Source organism: Paenibacillus sp. FSL H3-0286, assembly GCF_045040705.1.
Lineage (GTDB): Bacteria > Bacillota > Bacilli > Paenibacillales > Paenibacillaceae > Paenibacillus_AQ > Paenibacillus_AQ odorifer.
The window spans coordinates 5,223,073-5,241,094 of sequence record NZ_CP150285.1; the positions used below are offsets into that span (position 1 = coordinate 5,223,073).

12 protein-coding genes are annotated in these 18,022 nt (G+C 47.6%); all 12 read right to left on the minus strand.

Annotated features, from left to right (window positions below; genetic code table 11):
- Positions 1 to 5: 5 nt before the first annotated feature.
- The 12 genes from MHB37_RS23585 to MHB37_RS23640 all read right to left on the minus strand — a co-directional run bounded on the left by MHB37_RS23585 (position 6) and on the right by MHB37_RS23640 (position 17,998).
- Positions 6 to 1,604, minus strand: a complete 1,599-nt coding sequence (locus tag MHB37_RS23585; protein ID WP_076194771.1) for a helix-turn-helix domain-containing protein — start codon at positions 1,602 to 1,604, stop codon at positions 6 to 8.
- Positions 1,579 to 3,378, minus strand: a complete 1,800-nt coding sequence (locus tag MHB37_RS23590) for a sensor histidine kinase (RefSeq protein ID WP_339188046.1) — start codon at positions 3,376 to 3,378, stop codon at positions 1,579 to 1,581. Before MHB37_RS23590 ends, MHB37_RS23585 begins: the two co-directional genes overlap by 26 nt.
- Before the next feature lie 104 nt (positions 3,379 to 3,482).
- Positions 3,483 to 4,847 (minus strand): ABC transporter substrate-binding protein, encoded by a 1,365-nt coding sequence (locus MHB37_RS23595; protein ID WP_076194773.1) that lies wholly within the window; start codon positions 4,845 to 4,847, stop codon positions 3,483 to 3,485.
- 140 nt (positions 4,848 to 4,987) lie between these two features.
- On the minus strand, positions 4,988 to 5,770 hold the full coding sequence (locus MHB37_RS23600; RefSeq protein WP_052097522.1) for a carbohydrate ABC transporter permease: 783 nt from the start codon (positions 5,768 to 5,770) through the stop codon (positions 4,988 to 4,990).
- Positions 5,771 to 5,833: 63 nt separating this feature from the next.
- Entirely contained in the window at positions 5,834 to 6,739 is a 906-nt protein-coding gene (locus tag MHB37_RS23605) for a carbohydrate ABC transporter permease (RefSeq protein WP_036683142.1), read from the minus strand.
- A 190-nt stretch (positions 6,740 to 6,929) separates the two neighbouring features.
- A complete protein-coding gene (locus MHB37_RS23610) occupies positions 6,930 to 8,312 on the minus strand; it encodes an MATE family efflux transporter (protein ID WP_076281334.1) in 1,383 nt (460 codons plus the stop codon).
- A gap of 18 nt (positions 8,313 to 8,330) precedes the next feature.
- Positions 8,331 to 8,762 (minus strand): MarR family winged helix-turn-helix transcriptional regulator, encoded by a 432-nt coding sequence (locus MHB37_RS23615; protein WP_036683144.1) that lies wholly within the window; start codon positions 8,760 to 8,762, stop codon positions 8,331 to 8,333.
- Positions 8,763 to 8,918: 156 nt separating this feature from the next.
- Complete coding sequence (locus tag MHB37_RS23620; protein WP_076304639.1) at positions 8,919 to 11,849, minus strand: insulinase family protein; 2,931 nt, start codon at positions 11,847 to 11,849, stop codon at positions 8,919 to 8,921.
- Positions 11,850 to 11,920: 71 nt separating this feature from the next.
- Complete coding sequence (locus tag MHB37_RS23625; RefSeq protein ID WP_340392540.1) at positions 11,921 to 14,062, minus strand: S-layer homology domain-containing protein; 2,142 nt, start codon at positions 14,060 to 14,062, stop codon at positions 11,921 to 11,923.
- 167 nt (positions 14,063 to 14,229) lie between these two features.
- On the minus strand, positions 14,230 to 16,035 hold the full coding sequence (locus MHB37_RS23630; protein WP_405168590.1) for a DUF4838 domain-containing protein: 1,806 nt from the start codon (positions 16,033 to 16,035) through the stop codon (positions 14,230 to 14,232).
- A 26-nt stretch (positions 16,036 to 16,061) separates the two neighbouring features.
- Positions 16,062 to 17,222 carry an N-acetylglucosamine-6-phosphate deacetylase gene (locus tag MHB37_RS23635; RefSeq protein WP_076302663.1) on the minus strand — a complete coding sequence of 387 codons (1,161 nt, stop codon included), beginning with the start codon at positions 17,220 to 17,222 and terminating at the stop codon, positions 16,062 to 16,064.
- Positions 17,219 to 17,998: a glucosamine-6-phosphate deaminase gene (locus MHB37_RS23640; RefSeq protein ID WP_076279229.1), complete on the minus strand. Its 780-nt coding sequence runs from the start codon at positions 17,996 to 17,998 to the stop codon at positions 17,219 to 17,221. Before MHB37_RS23640 ends, MHB37_RS23635 begins: the two co-directional genes overlap by 4 nt.
- Between the last annotated feature and the right edge of the window lie 24 nt (positions 17,999 to 18,022).

Consider the following 18,022-nt stretch of genomic DNA (forward strand, 5'->3'; position numbering starts at 1 on the left):
CACACTCAATGCCAAGCGGCATATTCACTAGGCCTCATGCCCATTTCCCGTTTAAACAGCTTGATGAAATAACTTTTGTTGGCATATCCCAGATACTCGGAGATCTCTTCCACTGTCTTTTCAGATTGGTTAAGCAGCTCCTTTGCCTTCTGAAGCTTTAGCATATTTACATATTCGATGAAGTTCTGGTTTGTTTCCCGTTTGAATAAGCGGCTGAAATAACTGGCATTTAAGTTAAGGCGGCCTGCCATGTCCTCCAGCGTTATTTTCTCCGTCACATGACTAATCACGAACTGCTGGGCTTTGATGACCTCACTCCGTTTAGACTTGATGGAGAACATACTTATTTTCCGCGCTAATTCCTCCAAGTACTGCACCAGCCATTGTTCTAAATGCTCCAGAGTTTCAATGTCACCAACCACGCTAAATAGCTTTTCTTCAGTTATAGGCAATGGAGATTGCAGAAGCTGTTTCGTCTTCATCTGCAAGTCCATCAGCAAGCGAAGCACACATTCCTTGACTTCATTCGGATGGAATTTTTGCGAGGCCACCCATTCCCTCCATTCCTTTACATGAACGCGAAGCTCCGTGTTCCTGTTCAAGGCAATATCATCATTGATAACAGCGTACAAGGTTCCATATTCAGCATAAATATCTTCTCCGGAAAAGCAGACTTCTTCAAAACGGTGGATTCCCGCCGCAGGGAGATAAAAGCGCTGTATTTTCTCCCTCAGCATCCGCTGCAATGTTCCGCGAATTTCCTCAGGACTGCGCGCCTCAGCGCCAAATAAGCAAGAGACAGAGAGTTTAAGATATTTTTGAACCGCAGAGGCTGCATTTTGAATGGAGTGATAGATTGCCTGGTGATCTTTAGAAGGCTGGTCGCTGCAAAAGAGAATGACGATCTCCTTATGGCTGTATCTCGAAATAAACAGACTGTGATCAGCCTCAAGCACTTCCTGCATAATATTCTCAACCGCAAAAGAAATCGTATATTCACTCATCCGGCGCACCCTTGAAGCTTCCTCTGGACGATCAATTACAATAACCAGCGGGATATAGTTTTTGGCATGGATCATAATTCCGTTTGATCGGGCCTGCTCGATCCAAGCCCCCTTATCCCAGGATTGATACAAGGTATCTTTTAGAAACTTTTCCTTCAGCGCGGCGCGATTTTGAGACTGCTTTTGCTTATAAACCAGCATCTCTGTATGCTGCTGCCTATTCAGTCCCACTTCCGCCACAAGGGTGCTAATCGCTTGCTGTAACTGCTCAATATCCAGTGATTCTTTTAAAATATATTCTCCTACGTTTAATTTCAGCGCTTGCTGGGCGTATTTGAATTCGTTGTGGCAGGAGAGAATAATCGCACGGATTCCGGGCTGCACAGCTCTGAATAGCTCCAGCATCTCCAGCCCGTTCATCTTGGGCATGCCAATATCGGTAATAATAAGATCTGGTGGACTCTGCTGTGCTTTTTCCCAAGCCTCGAGACCGCTATAATAACATCCGATGAGTTCAATACCGAGCTCACTCCAAGGTACGGCCTGCGACAAATAACGGATAACCGGATAGTCATCATCCACCAATATTGCCGTCAGCATTCTCCACACCCACCTTTCCGTAATCCAGAGGAAACTCCAGACAAATCTCTGTGCCCACATCAGGTTCACTTTGAATATTCAGCTTAAAAGAAGCGCCATAAATCATACTGAGGCGTTGGGCCACATTGCGTAAACCTATGCCGGAGAACCCTTTTCTGTCCTCCTCTGTAATTTTTTCGCTGCTGTATGCGGTTTCACGAAGTCTTGTTAAAGTTTCCGGCGACATCCCGATCCCATTATCCTTAATGGTGATAACCAAGCTTCCCGTAGTTGCAACAATACGAGCTTCAATAAAAATCTCGCCACCAAACTGCTCGAAGCCATGGATGATGGCATTCTCGATCATGGGTTGAATCATAAATCGAGGCACCAGTGCTTCAGCGCTACCGTCCGCTAAATTCATTTCCAGCCTGACCTGATTGGCATGGCGGAAATTCATTAAAGTGACATAATGCGATATCGTATCTGTCTCCTCACGAAGCGGGATAAACTCATTGTCCCTGTTAAAGGTCATCCGGAGCAAAGACGACAGCGAACCAATCAACTCAGCATTCTCCCGATCGCCTTGCATCAGGATATTTAAGCGAATCGAATTCAGCAGATTAAACATAAAATGTGGATTGATCTGCGCTTGCAGCATCTCTAGTTCGGCTTTTCTTTTTCCCGTCTGTTCATAAGTGATTTGTTCAATCATAGACTCGATCCGATCCAGCATCTGGTCAATGGTGCGGGCGAGCTGTGCTGCCTCATTATTCCCTCGAATGAACGAACGTTCATCCAACTGACCACGACCTATTCGCTTTACAAAAGCGCTTAATTTTACGATTGGCTGAGTCAGCTTTGAGATTAGAACGGTTAAGAGAACGGAAAACAAGGTAAAGAAAAGAATCTGCACCGCCAGGCTGATAAATAAAATCTGCTTATTTTTCGACAAGGCTGCCTTCAGCGGGATAATGCTGACCATCCGCCATTTGTTACTGCTCAGCTCCTGATCAACATATAAAAACTTCTCTCCGTCGATTTCCACAGTGTCAAGCTCGCCATCCATTTTCAACCACGTCATCGTCTCTCCGATTCGGGTCTTGTCAGCATGGGAAACTACAGTTCCCTTGTCATCCAAAAGCATCATCTCTTTATCATTATCGTTATTTAGATAAGGACGGAGCTTACGCTCATTGATATTAATAATTAAATATCCGATGGTACTGCTGGAGGTCGATTGAATCGGCCTCGCAATGGTTACCCAATCAGCTGAGCCTTTATCAGAATAATTGTAGTACGTATCGTGCTCCGCTCTCCAATAAGTCGAAATGGGTTGAATTTGTTTCAGCAACGATGTCCAATTTTTGTTGTAGAAATTTTTCGGGTTAAAGTCACTGTAAGGATAGCTGGTATAAATCAAACCATTTTTTCCGATTAACGTCACCTTCAAATATTCTGTTAAAACAAACATATCATCCAGCATCCGCGACATACGGTTATACTGAATGATCTGCTTTGGTGCACGGAGCGACTCTGAATCGGCAGACATCATCTGCCTGATCTCGCTGTTCTGGAGCACAAAGTTGGACTGTTCCAGTGTCTGTTCAAATATGGCATTCATATTGGCGCTGGCTGCATTTAAAGATTCTCTTGCGCTACCAACCGCTTTCTCCAGAATGAGATCCCGGGTCAAATAATCAGTAACCATGTAAATGCAGACAAGCGGGATCAGCACGCAGATCAGCGATGACCAGACAAGTTTCTTACGGAGGGATTGATGCTTTCTAAACACGGATTACAGGCCCCACATCTGTTTGAATTTGGAGCAGGAGACAGAAATGCTTTCCTGCCCCCACATTATAAGCCCCCTTTGAAAAGCGTACAATCAGCCTCCGCTTACTTTCCGCTATTGTTCTGAACAACTTCCGTTATTTTTTTATCGATATTGGCAACTGTGACATCCAGATCCTGTTGGCCAAGGAGATACATCTCCGCTTCTGGAATAACGTTGTTCTTAGCTTCATCCGCATATTTAGCCGGAACCTGCGTTGCACCAGGTGTCGAGTTCTCCATAGTATATTTCAGAGAATCTACATCAATCTTAGAGGAATCCTTAGAACCACTCACAATTGTATCCACTAATTTATTCGTATCCGATTTGGCCCAGCCAGAGAAAACGCGTCCACCGATTTCCAGTCCTTCTGAGGTATACCAGCGCACAAAGGTATAGGCAGCCTCCTTATGCTTGGATTTAGCGGCTATTCCCATGTAGGTCGGCTGTACGGGTGAGTAATGTTTGCTCTCACTGTCAAGACGGGGGATCGGCGCAAACGCGGTAACAAAGGTTGCCGGAATGGCATCCGTTCCACCCGATTCCGCAACCATCCAGTCGCCCATCGGAAGCATCGCTGCTAAACCGTTAAAATACTGATTCCGGTAGGCTAGTTTTTGCGAAATAATATCCTCATAAGGAGTGGCACTCTTATCTTCGTACATCATTTTCTTCATCATCTGCAGGTTAGCCTTAAATTGCGGGTCAAGTGCATTGGAGGTTCCATCAGCTTTTAGAAAAGTATTATCCGTAGACTTGCTCATCAGCTGGAGCTGGAAATAATCCGGCCAATTATGCAGATACGCACCAAAACGTTTCGTTGCGCCCTCACCCTTGGTCAATTTCTTGGCATACTCTTCGAAATCCGCCCATGTCCAGTCGGTCGGAACCGGAAGGCCCGCCTCATCTAACATTTCTTTGTTAAGGAGCACGAACCAGCGCTGCATGGAAGACGGTAATGCATAGATTTTGCCATTGACCGTAGTGTCCACCAGATATTCATCTGCGAGTTTATAACCTTCCTTCTGAATATAGTCATCCATCGGTTCCAACAAACCGATATCTGCACGCTGTGAATAGTTGGTATAAGGCAGTTCGACAATATCCAGCGGATCGCTCGCAGCCGCCATCAAATCCAGCTTCTGCATAGAGGCAACCGAATCACCTTTTTCGTTCAGCAAATCTACTTCCACATGAATATCGGGATGCGTCTTCTCAAACTCCGCGATAATCGTGCTCCATTTCGCTTTGGCTTCTGTCTGCCAGGTGCTCAGCTTCAGGGTAACCTTCTCTGCTGCAGGCTTTGAATTTCCACCAGCATCGGGTGCATTAGTCGCTCCTGCATTATTGGTTTTCGCATTTCCGCCGCAAGCGACCAATGATAACGCCATCGATGTGATGATGAATGCAGATAATAATTTCTTTTTCATATAGACCCTCCTATAAATGTGTTGGGCATCACTTGCTTAACAACCAGTGACTATGTAACTGCTTACAAGAACATCCTAACATGCAGGATTGACGAGGAAAGTTCTCATATTCTACCGAAGAGAAACTATTTTGACTTTTATTATCCTTTCACACCTCCGAGGGCAATTCCCTCAATAACCTGCTTCTGTCCGAGTGCAAAAATGATCAGCAACGGCAGAATTGCAGATACCGCACCAGCCATCATGAGTGAATAGACATCCCCGTATTGGTCCCCGAACAACCGGATCCCCAGCTGAATCGTAAACAGCTCCTTGGATTTCAAAAAAATGAGTGGATATTGATAGTCGTTCCAGGTCCAAATAAAGCGCAAAATAGCATAAGTAGCTACAGCGGGACGGATCAGCGGAAAGGCAATCTGTAGAAAAGAGCGAAAATGCCCTGCTCCATCCATCCGCGCCGATTCAAGATACTCGTTGTTTACCCCCATAAAAAATTGCTTGAGCATAAACGCTCCAATAATACTAAAGCTGTTAATCAGGATTAATCCCAAATGTGTGTCAATCAAATTCAGCCAGTTAAACAGTAGAAACTGTGGAACCAACGATGCCTGCGGAGGAACCATATAAAGTGCCAATACAACTATAAACATCGCATCCCTGCCCGGAAAACGTAGCTTGGAGAACCCATAAGCAGCAAGTGCGCATATCAGCACATTAATTATAGTCGTAGCCAGCGTAATATAAATGGAATTTCCATAATAGCGAGCAAAGTCACCCGACCACACCTGTTTATAATTTTCAATGAGGTTCCACTGCTGTGGCAACCATTGAATCGGAAAGTTAAACACATCTTTCTCCAGCTTAAAGGAAGTGGATAACATCCATAGGAACGGTAAAAGAAATGCGATACCTAGCAGTCCCATGGCGATGGTCCAGAAGGTTCTGGATAGAAGCTCTTTTTTCACTGTAATTTCTCCTTTCCGCCTTTAATAGTTGACCCATTTTTTTTGCGCCAACATCTGCAAGGCTGTAATGATCAGGCAAATAAGGAACAGAACGAGTGCCATGCTAGAGGCGTAACCTGTCTTCAGCTGATTGAAGGCTGTATCATATAACTCGTAGACGATAACGGTCGTGGAGTTAGCCGGCCCACCCTGGGTCAATACTTGTATCAGATCAAAGATTTTAAATGAGCCGATAACCCCTGTTACCAGCAGGAAAAAGGTAGTTGGCGAAATGCAGGGAACCGTGATGTTGCGGAATTTGCGCCAGACGTTGGCACCATCAATATCAGCCGCTTCATAAAGATCCTTAGGAATACTCTGTAAACCTGCAATAAAAATAATAATGTTGTAACCGAGCTGAATCCAGACTTGAATCAACATCAGTGACGGCAGAGCATAATGGATATCCGCTAACCATTTGGGTGGGTTGTTCCACCCCAGTGACATCAGGAATTGATTGACGGGTCCCAGTGAAGGGTGAAACATAACCTGCCAAACCATAGCGATGGCAACTACACTGGAAATGTACGGAAGGAAATAAATCACTTTAAACAAATCCTTCAGAAAAACCTGTTTATCAATCAGGATAGCCAGCAGCAGGGCAACGATGATCGTAACCGGTACTGTGATAATAAAGAGCAAATTGTTCAGCAAGCTTTTCATAAAAGCATCATCATGAAACAGCCTGATGAAATTATCCACGCCCGCGAACTTAATCCCCCCTAACCCAGCCACAAAGTTCCAGTCCGTGAAGCTTAACAGCAGTGAGCCCAGCACCGGGATCAACGTCAAGATGATCAGCCCAAGCATAAGCGGAGCAACGAATAGATATCCCGCCATCGCTTCGCGTGTGTCCATGTTAAGATGAAACCTTTTTTTGCGTATCATAGTTCTCCTCCTTTACTTATCCATAATTGTAGAAAAAGTAAGCAGTCTTCATAAGAACTAGAATTGTTCATTTTGGAACGAATTTTACCGATCCTTTAGTTATGAATTCTTTTGCACAACGCAAAAAAAGCGCGAGCCAAGCTCCCGCAGTAAACAAAATCCATATTGAGTTTTACATAAAGCAATCGCGTTATACCGACGTAACCTCTACAGCACCTTTTCCATCAACGCCCGCACTATTCAGCTTTTTCCGAAAAATCATAAACAAAACCACACCCATCACACTCGTTATTACCTCAGTCACAGTCATCGACCAAATCACACCATGCAGGCCAAAAATAGAATGCAATACGATAATCATCGGTATAAATAATACACCTTGGCTTATCGCCATAATAGTAGTGGGTGTGCCTTGCCCTGTTGCTTGAAAAATGCTCATAAATAATCCGGTAAATCCATTAAATAAAGCGGAGATCAGCATCGCTGCCAAAATATAAGTTCCCATGCTTAACACAGAAGGATCGCCTGAGAACCAATGAAGAATCGTTCCTCTAAACACGTATACTAGACTCACAAAAACAACTGCAATGCTGCCTATATATGCAAAAGCGTATTTGATGCTGGATTTAAGTCTCTCCGTATTTTTACTAGCAAAGTTAAAAGCAAATAACGGAATCAATCCCAAAAATAAACCCATCGATAAAAATTCTGGAATCTGCACAATTCTTAAAGCCACACCAAATCCGGCGACCACACTCTCCCCATATTGAATGGAATAGTTATTTAACAAAAGCGTGCTGACAATTAAAAAACTGGCTTGCAATAGCTCGGCTGTACCTATTTTATAAACCTCAAGCTGATCTCGTACAGATATCTTGAAATGCTTCAAAAATCCTCTTAAATGCTCACTTTTCGTTTCCAAAAAGTAAATATAATAAATGGCAGAGCCCAAATTTGCTAAAACCATAGCCAAAGCAGCTCCGGCAACATGCCAATTCAGCACGAGAATAAATAAAGGATCAAAAATCAAACTTAAAGCCGTACTGATAAAAATACCATACATCGATTCCTTCGAGGCACCTTCCGAACGGACCAGTTGTTCCAAAGCAAAATTAAGCACAACAGCAAATCCGCCTGCAAAAAGAGTGAGCACATAAGACTTCGTAAAGTCTAAGGTAGCAGCATCTGCACCAAGCATTCGCGTGATTGGATTTATAGCTAACCAAGCGATGAGCGCGATAAGAAGCCCCACTACAATACTCCCGTAAAAAGTATATCCGGCAACCTTTTTCCCTTTTTCCGTCTCTTTTTGCCCCGCCAAGCGAGTTATAAATGTTCCTCCGCCTACCCCCAGCACATTTCCAAAAGCCATTAAAACGGTAAAAATAGGCAGGCCCAGCGTGATTGCGGTCAGCATACTGGTATTGTGTAATAAGCCGATGAAGTAAGCATTGATTACATTATAAATAGTACCCACAGACATCCCAATCATCATGGGAATCGATAAATGAGCGATCGCTTTTTTCATGGGCGCCGACTCTAAATAATATTGATTTGAGAACTCATTTGTCATAAGTGAACCTCCGAACGTTTATAAACTTGAACTAACTTTTTGAAGTAAAGACTTTAGGGTTGCAGTTTCTTCCGGACTAAGCGCCTTAGTAATGCTTGCTTCTACCTCAGAGAAAATCTCATTGAACTCTTCCACTAAAAGAGCACCTTTTTCCAATACAAAAATACTCTTTTGACGTTCATCATTTTCAGGAGTGACACGCTGGATATACCCTTTCTTCTCCAACCCCTGAAGCATACTGGTAATGCTCGCCCCCTTCCTGTTAAAGACCTCCGCTAAATCCTTCTGAATAACCCCTTCTGCTTGATTCTCAAAAATATAGCCGATCATGCGGCCTTGTTGTGAGTTCAGACCTAACTCATTTAACCTGGTGTCAGCTGTACCTTTTATTTTTATCCCAATCTCTCGTATTAAATTAGAAAATGGTGTGTCTACCACGGGTTTGTTCATTGTTATTTCCTCCTCTTGCGGATTAGTTAGAACTCTAAGTAACATCATTATCATAATAGATAGAACTCTAACTGTCAAGGTTCTAACTAAATACAAAAAACTCCTCTCCAGCACTTGTCGAGTAGACAGGTACTGAAGAGGAGTTTATAGAGAGAATTACATCACAAGTTCTTCTAGGTTTCCAAATAAGACTTTTGTTGATTTCAGCTTGGATTCATTGCCGACAACTGTGAAATAATTTTGTTCCGTCACAGCCTTAAGCAAATCGGCATACTGTCTGATGTCTTCCGGTGTGGTCGACAAGATTTCATCCCGTTCCTGCTGCAGCTCGGCCCCAGTCACCTGTTCAAAATAATGCCGGTCCGCCCGCCGTCCCTGAGCGCTTGGGCTCAGCGGCTGGTCCAACATGGACAGGGTGCCGATAATTGCTTTGGTCATCTCGTCGGCATCCGCTTCATATCCTTCGGTGAATCGGTACGCCTGATCATAAACCTCCAGCGTCTCCTGCAAATTGGGATCACGGTAGGAAGTGAACATCAATATCCCATCTCTGCGCAGCATCAGGCTGCCGCCATAAGCTCCGCCCTTCACGCGCACGGCATTCCACAGATAGGTGAGGCTCATGATTTTTTTGAGCACCTGCATTTTGCCGGAATACGTAAATCCTAGCTTGTTGAAGTCGTAGCCTTTAACCACATATTGCACCTGGCTGGAAGACATAAAACCTTCATTATCCGCATGCCCCTGCGCCGTAATCTTAGGTTTATTCACCACTGGCCGATCCTGAATATCCAGCTTCGCTACATTAGCGGCGAATTCTTCATACAAATCAGGGGTACCCGTCACGCTGATGATTAAATTCTGTTTATTGAATAAAACCGTACAGATATCCTTCAGCGTGTCTGCCACCTCAGCTCCCTGCTGATCGATCTTCTCGGCAAGCTCACGGATAAAGCGGTAATAGGCCACGCCACCCTGTTGTTCCTGATACGCTCCCATGTCCGAAAAATAAGACATCAGGCGGCTGGCCGCGATTTCATTACCTTTTTGATTCAGGACGGATTCCATCTGTGAGGCTTCCCGCCGGACGATTTCCTGTAGCTTCGTCAAGTTATCGAGCGCGCTGGTATAGAGCATCTCACGCAGCAGATCCAGCGATTCGCCAATATGCCCCGCCATCACCTTAACCTGCGCAGTGAATTTAGGCTGATAACTGGCCCCAGTATCTTTTGCAGCGCCAAAGATCTCATTTTTGAAATGAATGCCTCCGGTTTTGATCCCAATTTCACTAGTGAGCTCTTCAATGCTGTAAGAAGCTGTCTCCATTTGGCCCAATACCTCTGCCAGCAGCACAAGATAAGGAATTTGCTCAGGAGCCACAACACTCGTATCCCAATAAAACTTGCAGTACGCAATCTTTTGAGTAGATACGTCATGGTGGATCAGCTTTAGACCCTCAAGGTTATATTCATGGGATGGCACCTGAGGTTCAGCACTGCGGTTAATGTCCTGTAGAGATAAACTCGGCAGCTTCTGCAAATCCTCGGCTGCATCTGCACGACCTTGCCGCGCCAGAAGATGCTGTGTACTCTGCACAAGCTGCTCCAGCTGGTCTGGTTGCTGTGATGATTTGTATTCACTTAATTGACGCTGGGTGCTCGCTTCCTTGTCGGCTGCAATCGTCTTGGACGGGTTCAGCACCACCAGACTGCAATGATCACTGTTCAGTAAGTAGACCTCAATCAGCTTCTCAAAATAACGATCCGTTATCTTTTCCCGAATGGTAGTGAATACCTCTTCATAAAGCATATGAGTAGACGGCTGACCGTCATAGAGCCAGGACTTCATCACTTCGATATTGTAAGTAAGTCCCTTTGGATATCGGCTAAAGTCCGCTTCCCGCAGCTCAAATTCTTTGCTGTTGACCGCCGCCAGCACCAGCTTCTCATCCAGCCCGTTCTTAACCAAGCTGCTTAATGTGGTCTTCACCAGCTCCACGAAGGCATCTTTGGCGGAAGCGTTCGAATGTGTCAGAGTAATGCCAAGCAGCGGCTGAACCATACTGTCGGAATAAAAAGCAAAGGCATCTTTGCCCAGACCGCTTTCCAGCAGGGCTTGCTTAAGCGGAGCTGCATTGCTGTCCATCAGCATGCTTTTCAAAATATCAAAAGCCAGATTCAGTTCCCGATCCGTAGAGGTTCCAATTACATAGTTCAGACTCAAATAAGTTTTGTCGTCGGCCGTTTCTGCTTCCAGAATCGGATAATCCGCTACCAGCTCCGTCATTCCGGTAGGCTGTTGTAGGGGAATGGAGGTATCAAAGCTGTTTTTTTCATAACGGCTAAGGTATTCCTGGTCTATAAATTGCAGCTTCTCTTCAATAGAGACGTCTCCGTACAGATAAAAATAACTGTTGGACGGATGATAATAATTGCTGTGCGCCTCAAGGAATTGCTCATACGTAAGCGCAGGAATCTCCTGCGGATCTCCACCTGAAGAATGACGGTAAATCGTGTCTGGATACAACGACTTTTTGATCCTGTCCATCAGTACCGTAAACGGCGAGGAATAGGAACCCTTCATCTCGTTGTAAACCACGCCTTTATAGATCAGCTCAGCTTCTGTTTGCTGAAGCTCGTAATGCCAGCCCTCTTGCTCAAAAATCTCCTTTTGCTTATAAATATTCGGCTGAAAAACACTATCCAGGTAGACCTCCATCAGATTGGAGAAATCCTGCTCATTCCGGCTTGCCACCGGATACATCGTCTTATCCCCAAACGTAAATGCATTCAGGAATGTCTGCATCGAACCCTTTAGCAATTCTACAAAAGGTTCCTTCACCGGATATTTCTCCGAACCACATAATACAGAATGCTCCAAAATATGAAAGACCCCTGTACTATCTTCAGGCGGGGTCCTGAAGCTTACGCTGAATACCTTGTTGTCATCCTGATTCTGCACGAAAAGCAGCCTGGCGCCGCTCTTCAGATGTTCCATCGTGAATACGGCGGAATCGATCTCCCGGATAAATTCCTCATTAACGACCTGAAATCCATAATATATGTTGCCTGTGATCAAGCGGCTCATAGATTTGCCTCCTCTGCACTGGATGTGATAACTCTATCTGAAGCTTATCATATCCCTGGACGTTTATTCCATTAATAGAAGGCTTCCGGGATTAATTTCTGCAGTCTGACTAAAATTGCCGCTGCCTGCTCACGCACCAGAATCTGCTTAGGATCGAAACGGCCCCCGCTGCCGGTCATTACTTCATGTTCATTCACGGCCTGAATCGCCTGGCGGCTCGCCTCTGACAAACTGGAAGTATCGGCAAACTTCACACGATCCGGGCTGCCGTACGTAGACAACCGGGCGGCTTTGGTTACCATAACCGCCGCTTCTTCCCGCGTAATACCGCGGTCCGGCTCGAACTTACCGGTTGGAGAGCTGATAATGCCCAGCTCCTCAGCCTTGGCGATGTTACGGCTGTACCATTTGTCCGCCGGAACATCCTTAAAGCTAGAAGTGGCCTTGGCATCGGGGAACTCATGCAATAGCCGCAGCAGCAGGGTCAGAAATTCAGCCCGGGTCAGCTTCTGCTTAGGAGCCAGCACATTTCCGCTGGCACTCACGCCCTGAATATATCCGCTGCTGAGCGCTGTTGCGATATCCAAACGTGCCCAAGCTGCGACTTTATTGGCATCCGTAAAGCTGGCCAATTCCGGGGAAGAGACATGCAGCGCAAACGTCCGTTTGGAAAGTGCTGGAGCGGCATCTTTACGGTATTTGGTGACTTGCACAGGATAGACACCGGGCTTCATGCCGGCAAATGACACCTTTCCCATGCTGTCAGCCACTACGCTTTTTCCTTGAAGTGTCACAGTAGCGCCGAAAGCCGGAAGACCGCCCAGCTGACCGTTTGACTTGGTGATATGGAGGGAAAACGGCATATTGGCGCTTGCGTATCCACCCATTTCCTGGCCGTTTTTATCTTTCCATTTCACTTCCATCCGGTCAAGCAGTTCTGTATCGTCCGCGTAGTAAACAAGCAGCTGATCCCCATTGCCTATCGTCAGTCTGTACGGGCTATTCTCAGGATACATCCATGCACTGCCCCCGCTGAATACAGCAATCTTCCATTCTCCGCGTCCATTGTATCGCCCGTTCTGAATCCCCTCGATAGCTGTGAAGGCCGGTTTAGCTGCATCCGCATTCAGCTTATACGCCAGACCCTTCGCCTGTAAAAAAGCTGCCGCTGCCTTCACAGCATCTCCGCCAACAATATGCCCCCCGGCAACGGTGCCACCGGGTCCTTCGACCTGAATCGTTGCCCGGTCAAGTCCAGCATGATGCAGTCCGCTATACAGCATGCCAGCCTGCTTGGACAGCAGCTTATAGGAAGTCAGGGCAAGATAGGCTTGCACAGTTGCGGGACTATCGTTCCCTCCGCCTGCTGTCTGTGTAAAGCCGCCACCCGGAAGCTTCCGCGCCAGCAAATGGTCCAGCAGCGAGGCTCCGCCTTCCTTGGTGAAATCTGCTGCATCGACCCCCTGCGAGGATAAAGCAACAATCACCTGCGCTGTCGTCGCAGTTTTACCATCGAACCCTCCGTCTAGCTGCTGCTTGCTCTTAAGCCACTGCAAAGCCTTCTCGATCGGCTGCGCTGTTTGTTCTGAACTCACTTCCGAAGCAAGTGCGGTTAGTACCCAGGCAGTAGCTACCAGATCTCCTTGCTTCTGCCCGGCCAGCGGCCAGCTGCCATCCGCTAGCTGCATATCAAGCAACTGATAAAACAGCAAATCGGGGTAACGGTTTGTCCGCTCCAATGAATTTGAAATGGAATTCTTCGAGGTAATATAGGCGGCTGCTACCGCTGCTGCCCCTTCCGAATCAATTCCGGCATGATTCATCAGGAATGGATAAAGATCAATACCAGCGATGTTGTTGATGTTGCCCCCCGCAGCACTGTAAGCCAGCGCTGTTCGAGTTAGCTCTGCCACCTTGGGGAACTTGCCCCGCTGTTCCAGAATCTTATCGGCAGTCTGCTCCAGATATCCCTTGGGCAGACTGCGCCCATTCTTGAAGAAACCTACGGCTGCTTCGTCCGGGAATGGCTGTATCGTCAGCAGCACATTCTGTGCCCCTTCCAAGGCACTCTGCATCTCCGCTGTGAATACCGCGGTTGTCTTTTGTGCCGGAGACGGCTCCGCCATTACCCTGCCACTCAGCAATACAAGCAAAATACATAATGCGGTAAGTGTAACCTTCCTTATAGTCCGGTTTATGGGTGTAGCTCTCATATTCATTCTCCTCCAATGTAGTTTGCTAGAACTTTATAAGTTAGACGCAGCGAACTGGGATTTTGTTCCTGAATATGTTGTAATATGTAGCTTCATCCAGCTATGAATTAAAAAAAGACCGCACTGCTACCCGCTCACACGATAGCCCTACGATCTTTTCAAAACTCTTATTCAGCCTGAGCAAACCCCAGCTCACGGTATAATGTCCGCTCCAGATAATCGTGAAGATAGAAGCGGGATTTCACAAAATGCTCCGCCATATCGGATGGCTGGTAACGCTCCAAAGCCGCTTTCATGCGAGGCAAAACGTTCTCACGTCCGCGGCGATTTCGCATGTAATTGTTCAGCAGCGAGTGCCTTTCCGCTTCGTCTCCCGGATAGAGCTCCCAGCGGTAGACATATTTGTGGATCGCCCGCGAACGGTCCGTCGCCGCTTCAAAATCATGCATAATGGCAATCAGCTCTGCTTCATCCTTATGATCCTTCACCTTGTCCAACAGCTTCCAGATAACATCATAATAATCTTCCAGCTGATAATTCCCGAGCTGTGCGTGACCTGTTCTAGGACCGATGCCATGGAACTGCTCCATGAATCGATCGATAAATGTTGCTGAGTCCGCTTTACGGTTCCAGGCCAAATCGGCGTGCAGCAGCATCGGATACCACGTCGTCTCAAAGATCCCATAAGGAACACCAAGGCTGAACGGCCCTGTCCAGTTCGTGGCGACGATGCACCCGAGGTCCAGCTTATCCGCTGTCTCCGCCCATTGGAGCAGATTATCCGTCCGGTTCAATAGTACCGGATAATTCTGATGTTCAGCCCAGTCAAAGCTGCGAACCGCCGGGGCTCCCATAACCTCGATGCCTAGTGACCTGAATTTATCCGTTAGAGAAGAAACCTCAGCTTCAATATTACGTCCGTTGTATATCCAGATCATCGCCGCACTCCGCTTATCCAGCTTTGCCAGTTCCTCCGGCGGGCATTTGTCCAGCATGTCATGCCAGAAAATCACTTTTTTACCACGGCTGGCTGTAAATTCAATCAAAGTGTTCAAAAAAGCGATAAACGCCCGCTCCCGTACCCCTCCGAACAACGTTTTACAGCGTTCGCATTCACATAAGCTGTATACCTCGTCACAGCCGAGGTGGATGTAGCGGGAATCCGGATGGGCATCCATCATCTCCTGTAACAGATCGGTAATCAGCTCGAAGGATTCCGGATGCGACGGGCAGATCTCCCCGAGGGATAACTCCGTTTCGCGCAAGTGCCGCCAGGTGTCGTGGCGAAGTACATACTCCAGATGTCCAAAACTCTGCTGCAGCGGAATGATCTGAATAAAATATTCTTGGGCTGTGCGTTTCAGCTCCTCTAGCTGTGTGAGGCTTAACGAATGCTGTGGATGCACGAATTCCGGGAATTTTTGAAATGGAAATTTATCTTCGTATTCAATCAGAACTGCATTCGTTTTATACCGGGCAAAATCCGCCAAATACGATAGCAGCAGCTCTGGCTTGGAAAATGTCTGGCGAAGATCAAAGTTCATCGCCCGCAAGGTAGTGTCAGGCCAGTCCGTGATAGACACAGCAGGAACTTCCCCTACTGACTTACGCAGTTGTAGTAACGTTTGTAGCCCGTAAAACAGACCCGGCGCATCCAGTGCACGGATTACCACCCGGCGCTCCGACACCTCCAGCCTGTACCCTTCCGCCCGGCCGTTAAGCAATTTCAGATCCACTTCATCTGGCTGTGCTCCTTTCGTTTCTGGCTGCGAGAGACTCTGAAGAATAAGTGAATATCCTTTTCCCGAGATAACATGTGTACATTCCAGCTCCGGAAACGAGCGGCGGCAATGAACCACCAGTCTCGGATCATGCCGCTCCATGTAGAGGCTCAGGCTTACATCTTCGCTGAACTGAAAAGCTTCGCCCTCTTTCACTTGGATCTGCTTCGGTTGCGGTATCAAGCTCTGCATCGTTCTCCTCCTAATCTTTGCTGTAATTAATTACTGCAAGCCCTGCTATGACCCTTTTTCCAGCATTCCAGCACGGTAAGTGTCCTGTCTTCATAGCAGAAGCTCACGAGATCGGCAGGCGCTCCAGCCCTAAGCCCTGCCGCCTGTTCCAGCCCCAGCAGTGTGGCCGGATGAGCAGAAGCACAATCCCAGGCTTCATCCAGCCGGGCTAATCCAGCCTCCGCAAGATAGGCCACCTGATCTGGAAGCATCATGGCGGAACCTGCAAGCAGCTGCTGATTGCCAGCCAGATGCAGCCGCCCTTCTGCTGTTAATACAACCTCTCCACCAATGTGCAGGTGATAAGTTCCCGGCGGCATTCCGCTCAGTGATACAGCATCGCTGACCAAGATGGTGCGGCTGCGCTTCATCCGTAGGATTACTTTCAACAGAGCGGGTGGTAAATGTTGACCATCTGCAATCATACAGCCGTATAGTTCATCCGCCGCCAGCTGCTCCCACAAATAGTTGGGATGACGGGGCAGCGTCAGATGTGTGCCATTGCCGAGATGCGTAGACATCACCGCTCCTGCGGCAACCGCCTCCCTAATCTGCTCGGGGGAAGCTGCCGTATGCCCTATAGAAACAAGGATGCCTGATTCACTGCACCGGGCGATAAATGCAGCGGCGTTTGGCCATTCCGGGGAGACGGTGAGGATACGGATAAGCCCTTCAGCCGCTTCCTGCCAGCGGCATAACATATCCCAATCCGGCGGACCAATATGTTCCCTTGGATGGGCGCCGCGCGGACCCTCTTCTGGTGACAGAAAGGGGCCTTCCAAATGAATTCCTACAATCCCCCCAGCATCTTCCGGATACAGCGAAGCGGCTTCCGCAATGGCGGAGACCGCTTGAGCCAGCGCTTCTTTGCCATTAGTAATCAGAGTTGGACAATAGCTGGTTACCCCGTTTCCTAGCAAAAGTCGGGACAGTTCCAATACCGTGGCAGGCTGTAAAGGCAGCGTGTTGAGATCCAGCCCCCAGCCCCCGTTCACTTGCAGATCCACCAACCCGGGTGCCAGCCAGGGCCAATCGGCCCTGGCTGGACTCTCCGCAAGTTCGATGACCGAAGTGATTCGCCCCTGCTCGACACTTACCTCAACCGGCAGCCCAGTTTTATAGTGCTTTCCCTTAATTGGCGCGTTCATAGGCCGAAGGCAGCCCGATCCGTGAACATCGTGATCTCCGGATGGGTACGCAGAATAGTAGCTGGACATGCCGTGCTGATCGAATCATGAAGTGCCGCGTGTAAAGCCTTGCGTTTGGACACTCCCGGTACAATTCCGTACAGGTGACGGCCAGCCAGCAAGGCTGGTACCGTAAGCGTCAGCGCATGGGTTGGCACCTCGTCCAGCGAGGTAAAACAACCGTCATTCACTTGCTGGCGGCGGCAGGCTTCCTCCAGTTCGACCGCTTTGACCAGCTGCGGGTCGGTAAAATTAGCGACTGGCGGATCATTAAACGCGATATGCCCGTTTTCCCCGATCCCGAGGCAAACGATATCAATAGGCGCCTCGCTCAACAAAGCCGAATATCTCTGGCATTCCTGCACCACATCAGCGGCGAGACCATCCAGCAGTTCTACCCGGCCAGGGTTAACCCGACTGTATAGCCGATCTGTCAAAAAACGGCCGAAACGCTGGGGAGCCGAAGCCGCAAGGCCGATGTATTCATCCATATGAAAAGCATTGACCCGGGACCAATCCATCCCCTGCTCCCGCACCAGCCCCTCGTACAGTTCATTTTGCGAAGGTGCGGCAGCAAACACAATTCGGACCTGACGCGCAGAATCTTGAAGCAAAGCTCTAATTTTCTGCGCAACCTGCGATGCCGCCGCAGCGCCCATCAGGTTACGATCTTCATAAACCTGAACGGACATCTGCTCCACTCTGTGTGTCTCTAAAGGCTTAATGATGTCATTCATCCCGCTCATCCTTTCCGGGCAACT

Bases quoted from the DNA above. Each gene is read 5' to 3' on its own strand.
- MHB37_RS23585 (WP_076194771.1), bottom strand. From the start codon at position 1,604: ATGCTGACGGCAATATTGGTGGATGATGACTATCCGGTTATCCGTTAT.
- MHB37_RS23595 (WP_076194773.1), bottom strand. From the start codon at position 4,847: ATGAAAAAGAAATTATTATCTGCATTCATCATCACATCGATGGCGTTA.
- MHB37_RS23600 (WP_052097522.1), bottom strand. From the start codon at position 5,770: ATGGGACTGCTAGGTATCGCATTTCTTTTACCGTTCCTATGGATGTTA.
- MHB37_RS23605 (WP_036683142.1), bottom strand. From the start codon at position 6,739: ATGATACGCAAAAAAAGGTTTCATCTTAACATGGACACACGCGAAGCG.
- MHB37_RS23610 (WP_076281334.1), bottom strand. From the start codon at position 8,312: ATGACAAATGAGTTCTCAAATCAATATTATTTAGAGTCGGCGCCCATG.
- MHB37_RS23615 (WP_036683144.1), bottom strand. From the start codon at position 8,762: ATGAACAAACCCGTGGTAGACACACCATTTTCTAATTTAATACGAGAG.
- MHB37_RS23620 (WP_076304639.1), bottom strand. From the start codon at position 11,849: ATGAGCCGCTTGATCACAGGCAACATATATTATGGATTTCAGGTCGTT.
- MHB37_RS23625 (WP_340392540.1), bottom strand. From the start codon at position 14,062: ATGAGAGCTACACCCATAAACCGGACTATAAGGAAGGTTACACTTACC.
- MHB37_RS23630 (WP_405168590.1), bottom strand. From the start codon at position 16,035: ATGCAGAGCTTGATACCGCAACCGAAGCAGATCCAAGTGAAAGAGGGC.
- MHB37_RS23635 (WP_076302663.1), bottom strand. From the start codon at position 17,222: ATGAACGCGCCAATTAAGGGAAAGCACTATAAAACTGGGCTGCCGGTT.
- MHB37_RS23640 (WP_076279229.1), bottom strand. From the start codon at position 17,998: ATGAATGACATCATTAAGCCTTTAGAGACACACAGAGTGGAGCAGATG.